Origin of the sequence: Poseidonibacter sp., assembly GCF_041821165.1 — a bacterium.
GTDB lineage: Bacteria > Campylobacterota > Campylobacteria > Campylobacterales > Arcobacteraceae > Poseidonibacter.
Map to the genome: position 1 here is coordinate 1 of NZ_JBGUES010000170.1, position 5,042 is coordinate 5,042.

Genomic DNA, 5,042 nt, shown 5'->3' on the forward strand with positions numbered 1-5,042 from the left:
ATTTCCAGAGGCTGAATTAACACCTGTTTTAGATGAAGAAGCTATAAAAGAATCGCTTGAAGGTAAAGATGTAAAAATCATTTATGAAGATGAACATATCTTAGTTATAAATAAACCTTGTAATCTTACAGTTCATGGAGCACCAAGTGTTAAAGATGCAACTTTAGTTGATTGGTTAAAGTTAAAGAAAATATCTTTATCTACACTTTCAGGTGAAGAAAGACATGGTATTGTTCATAGATTAGATAAGGGAACTTCTGGTGTTATGGTTGTTGCTAAAACAAATGAAGCTCATATTTCTTTATCTGAACAATTACAAGAAAAATCTATGGGAAGATACTATTTAGCAGTAGTTGATATGCCTATAAAAGATAATATAATAATCGATAAGCCAATAGGAAGAAGTCATAATAATAGATTAAAAATGGCAATTGATGAAGATGGAAGAAATGCAAAATCTGCATTTTTAAAAGTAGAATTAAGCAAAGATGAAAAATATGAGTTAATTGCAGCTAAACTATTTACAGGAAGAACACATCAAATAAGAGTTCATTTAAGCTCGATGAATAGGCATATTCTAGGTGATAATTTATATGGTTTTAAGGGCGAATTAAATAAAATAAATCGATTCTATCTACACGCGTACAATCTATACTTAATTCATCCTGTTACAAATGAACAAATGAATTTTAAAGCAGATTTACCAGATGATATAAATAACTTTTTAAATAAAAACTTTCAAATGGAGAATATAAATGATAAAATTGATGCAGACAACATCGTTAGCAGCTTTAATTCTTTTATCTAGTGGTTGTAGTAATTTAAACAATAACCTAGGAACAGCAAATGAGCCAAATATTGATGAAACATTAGAAGTAATCAGTGATGCTTCTATCAAATCACTTTCAGATATTACATCAATTGCTTTTGAATGGAAAAGTGTTAACGACCATAGAGTAACTGGATATAATTTTTATCGAGCAAATATGCATAAAGATGGAAGAAGATTGAAATTAATTGATTCTATAAATAATAAATATAGTACTCATTATGTTGATAAAAATCTTGAACCAAACACAAAATATGTATATCAAATTTCTTCAAAAGCTTCTGATGGAAAAGAGTCAAAAACTACAAATGCATATATTGCACAAACAGCTCCAAGAATTGCGCCTGTTAGTTTTATGCAAGCATTATCAGACTTACCAAATAGAATAAAAGTTATTTGGCGACCACATGAAGATAAAAGCATAGCTTATTATGTACTTGAAAGATTTAATACAAGTGTTAATAATTGGGAAAAGCTTTCAAAAATTGAAGGTAGATTAGAGTCTGAATATATTGATGATGGTTTAGATAATAATGAATCATTTAGATATAGAATAAAAGCATTTACATATAATGATGTAGCAACTGTTGCAACTGAAGCTGTAAGTGCAAAAACAAAACCTTTACCAAAAGGTGTTACTGATTTAACTGCTTCAAATGATAAACCAAAATCAATCAATCTTACATGGACTGCTTCTAAAACAGAAGATGTTATAAAATACGAGATTGAAAGAAGTAATCTTAAAACTTTTGGTTTTACAAAATTAAAAGAAGTTAATAATGAAACTTTAGCATATACTGATGCAATTGATCAAGATGGCGCTGTATATTTCTATAAAGTATTTGCTGTAGATAAAGATAATTTAAGAAGTTCAGTAAATACTGATTCTGTAAAAGGTGTAACTTTAAATAAACCTGCAAAACCAAATATTACTTTAGCTCAAATTCAAGGTTCAAAAGCAATATTAAACTGGACATCAGGTGATCATAGAGCTATGTCTTATAATATTTACAAAAGAACAAAAATAAACTTTTTTACATATAAAACTGAAAGCTTTAAAGATATAAAAGAATTAAGATATGAAGATAACAATATCATTAGTGGTGTTGAGTATAAATATTCTATTCAAGCAAATGATGAATATGGTTTAATTTCAGAAAGAACTGATGAAGCTGCATTAATTTTGCCACAAACAAAAATTTTAAAATAAGATAAGAGAAACATGCCACATATAGTATTTAATAAAACAGATTTAATTTCTACACCATCTTCTAATAATGGAGTAGATTTTAAATTTATAGCAAAGTCGTATAATTTTACAGAACATGATAGAAAAACTGAATATAAAGTTGCAGTTGGATATAAACAAAAAGATTTTTTACTTACTATTAAAGAAAAAGAAGAAAATCAAATGATTAAAATTGATAAAGTAACAAGAATTTCACCTGTTACTTTAGTTAAAGATGCTCTAAATGCATATGTTGATGCAAATAATTGTAATATTGTATTTTCAAATACAAATAATATAAATCAAAAAGTAGAACCAAAAAAAGAGTATTTAAAAGATATTAACTATTTTGTTGATGAATTTAAAACAGATAAAGAGATACAAATAGAAATTGGTTTTGGAAGTGGTAGACATTTATTGCATCAAGCAAAAAACAATCCTGATGTTCAGTTTATTGGTTTAGAAATTCATACACCATCAATTGAACAAGCATTAAAACAACTTGAAATACAAGAAATTTCAAATGTATTAATTGTAAATTATGATGCAAGACTTTTTATGGAATTTATTGAATCAAATCAAGTTGGAAAAATATTTGTACACTTCCCTGTTCCTTGGGATAAAAAACCACATAGAAGAATTTATTCTAATGAATTTATCAATGAAGCATTAAGAGTATTAAAAATTGGTGGAACTTTAGAGCTAAGAACTGATAGTAGAAAATACTTTGATTATTGTACAGAACTTCTTACAAATCTACCTACTGGTAAAATTACAATTGATATAAATAAAGATTTAGAAATTTCTAGTAAGTATGAAGATAGATGGAAAAAACAAGGTAAAAATATTTATGATGTAGTTTTAACTTCTCATACTGAAGATAAAAATATTGATTTAGATTTTGATTTTACATTTGATTTTAATGTTGATTTTATAGATTTAATTAAAGATATTCCGACTAAATCTATTGTTGAAAAAAGTTTCTTTATTCATATTGAAGATTTATTTACAATTGATCAAAAAGAGAACGCAGGAATGATTCAATTAACTATGGGTAATTTTGATAGACCAATTAGTAAGTATTTATTAGTTGAAGATGGAAAAATTGTTTATTATCAAGGAACACCTCTTCCTACAAGCTCAAATATTTTAGCTCATAAAAAATTAAAAGAGATTCTAAGTAAATGATTCAAGCAAAAAATATATACTTATCATATGATGATAATAAATATATTATAAAAAAAGGAAATTTTTCAATTAAGCATAAAGAGTTTATATTTATTGGTGGAAACTCAGGTAGTGGTAAATCAACACTTTTAAAATCTTTTTATGCAGATATTCCTTTAAAACATGGTAGTTTAAAAATTGATGGTCAAGAAGTTTTTGGGATAAACGGTAAAAAACTTAGACTTCTTAGAAAAGATATTGGTATTATTTTTCAAGATTATAAACTTGTAAATGAATATACAATTGAAGAAAATATTATGATACCACTTAAAATTAATGGTTACTCAAATGATATTTCAAAAGACCAAGCAAATAAACTACTTTCACATGTAAAACTATCTCATCGTGCAGGATATTATCCAAATGAACTAAGTGGTGGTGAGCAACAAAGAGTTGCCGTAGCACGTGCTCTTGCTCATAATCCAAAAGTTATTATCGCAGATGAACCTACAGGAAACCTTGATGACTATTCAGCTGATGTTGTATGGAACTTATTAAAAGGTGCAAATGAACAATTAGGTATTACAATTGTTGTAGTTACACATAGAGTTCCAAAAAACTTAGGAATTAAATTTAGACAGTTATCATTAGAGGATGGCATAATATATGAAGTCTCTTAAAAATCTTTTTGCTTTTTTAATTCCACTTATAGCAATGTTATTAACATTTAGTATTTATTTACTTATTGGTAATATTGTTGATAATTATAAAAAAAAGATTTCAAATGATTATTCAATAGTTATAATCACCAATACTCCTTTAATAAAAGAGAATATTGATAAACTAGCAGGTATACAAGTTAGTAAAATTGAGACTTTAAAAAAAGATAAAATTATAAAAGAGATAAAGTCAGATTTATCGAAAAAATCTATTGAATTATTAAGAAGAAAACTTCCATATTTCTATCAGATTTATTTAGAAGTATTCCCTACTACATCAGAACTTAAAGAGATAAAATCTACATTATTACAAAATAAAAATATTAGAAAAGTAGAAATATTTTACAAAAACCATAATCAAGTATACTTATTATTGGTTCTATTAAATACGATTTCTTTTATACTGTTTTTTATAATTACGATATTTGCCATTATTATTATTGCTAAGCAAATAAAGTTATGGTTTCATGAACACCATACAAGAATATCAATTTTAAGGCTTCACGGAGCTTCTGTTTTATATAGTTCATCTAGTGTATTAAAGTATGCAATTTTTAGTGCATTTTTAGCTTGTATTATAGTTGGTTCTATACTATTTTATGTTTCTAATAATTTAGGTATGTTATTTCCAATTGAGTTACATGATATTGTAAATATTGAAATTGATTTAAAACTTGAAATTATGAAGATAATTCTTCTATCTTTTGGGATATCAATTTTTACAATTATTGGTGTATTATTTAAGTACAAAATTAATAATGATTAAGCTTCTACTTACAATAACTATTTTAGTTAATTTATCAATTGCTTCAACAAATACAATTGATAAAAAAATATCAAATAATAAAAAGATATTAACAAATAGTAATTATAGAAAAATAGAAGCTACACTAAAAATAAAATCTTTAGCAAATAAAATTCATAATCAAAATAGAAATCTAATTCGTTTAGAAAAAGATATTAAGAAAATTAATTTAGATATTGCCACACATGAATTATTATTAGAAGAATCAAAGAAAAAGCTTGAAGATTTAAAAGATAGATCAAGTAACTTAATAAAAGAAAAAAAAGGAAATGAAGAACAAATAGTTGATACTAT

The 5,042-nt window shown here is 25.4% G+C and carries 5 protein-coding genes and 1 pseudogene; all 6 read left to right on the forward strand.

Going from position 1 to position 5,042, the window contains the following annotated elements:
- The coding region (locus ACERKK_RS11100; protein ID WP_373773143.1) for an RluA family pseudouridine synthase at positions 1-808 on the forward strand (808 nt) is incomplete at its 5' end.
- Positions 768-2,039 carry a hypothetical protein gene (locus ACERKK_RS11105; RefSeq protein WP_373773144.1) on the forward strand — a complete coding sequence of 424 codons (1,272 nt, stop codon included), beginning with the start codon at positions 768-770 and terminating at the stop codon, positions 2,037-2,039. The genes ACERKK_RS11100 and ACERKK_RS11105, both read left to right, overlap by 41 nt.
- 12 nt (positions 2,040-2,051) lie before the next feature.
- Positions 2,052-3,245 carry a tRNA (guanosine(46)-N7)-methyltransferase TrmB gene (trmB, locus tag ACERKK_RS11110; protein ID WP_373773145.1) on the forward strand — a complete coding sequence of 398 codons (1,194 nt, stop codon included), beginning with the start codon at positions 2,052-2,054 and terminating at the stop codon, positions 3,243-3,245.
- The gene (locus tag ACERKK_RS11115; RefSeq protein WP_373773146.1) at positions 3,242-3,904 is read left to right on the forward strand and encodes a cell division ATP-binding protein FtsE; all 663 of its coding nucleotides are present in this window, start codon (positions 3,242-3,244) and stop codon (positions 3,902-3,904) included. Before trmB ends, ACERKK_RS11115 begins: the two co-directional genes overlap by 4 nt.
- The gene (locus ACERKK_RS11120; protein WP_373773147.1) at positions 3,891-4,709 is read left to right on the forward strand and encodes a cell division protein FtsX; all 819 of its coding nucleotides are present in this window, start codon (positions 3,891-3,893) and stop codon (positions 4,707-4,709) included. The genes ACERKK_RS11115 and ACERKK_RS11120 overlap by 14 nt, the downstream gene beginning before the upstream one ends.
- A pseudogene (locus ACERKK_RS11125) lies at positions 4,702-5,042 on the forward strand (peptidase M23); the annotation flags it as partial. The gene ACERKK_RS11120 and the pseudogene ACERKK_RS11125, both read left to right, overlap by 8 nt.

What these genes read in the sequence shown, in the direction of transcription:
- ACERKK_RS11105 (WP_373773144.1), top strand. Translation starts at nt 768, where the DNA reads ATGCAGACAACATCGTTAGCAGCTTTAATTCTTTTATCTAGTGGTTGT.
- trmB (WP_373773145.1), top strand. Translation starts at nt 2,052, where the DNA reads ATGCCACATATAGTATTTAATAAAACAGATTTAATTTCTACACCATCT.
- ACERKK_RS11115 (WP_373773146.1), top strand. Translation starts at nt 3,242, where the DNA reads ATGATTCAAGCAAAAAATATATACTTATCATATGATGATAATAAATAT.
- ACERKK_RS11120 (WP_373773147.1), top strand. Translation starts at nt 3,891, where the DNA reads ATGAAGTCTCTTAAAAATCTTTTTGCTTTTTTAATTCCACTTATAGCA.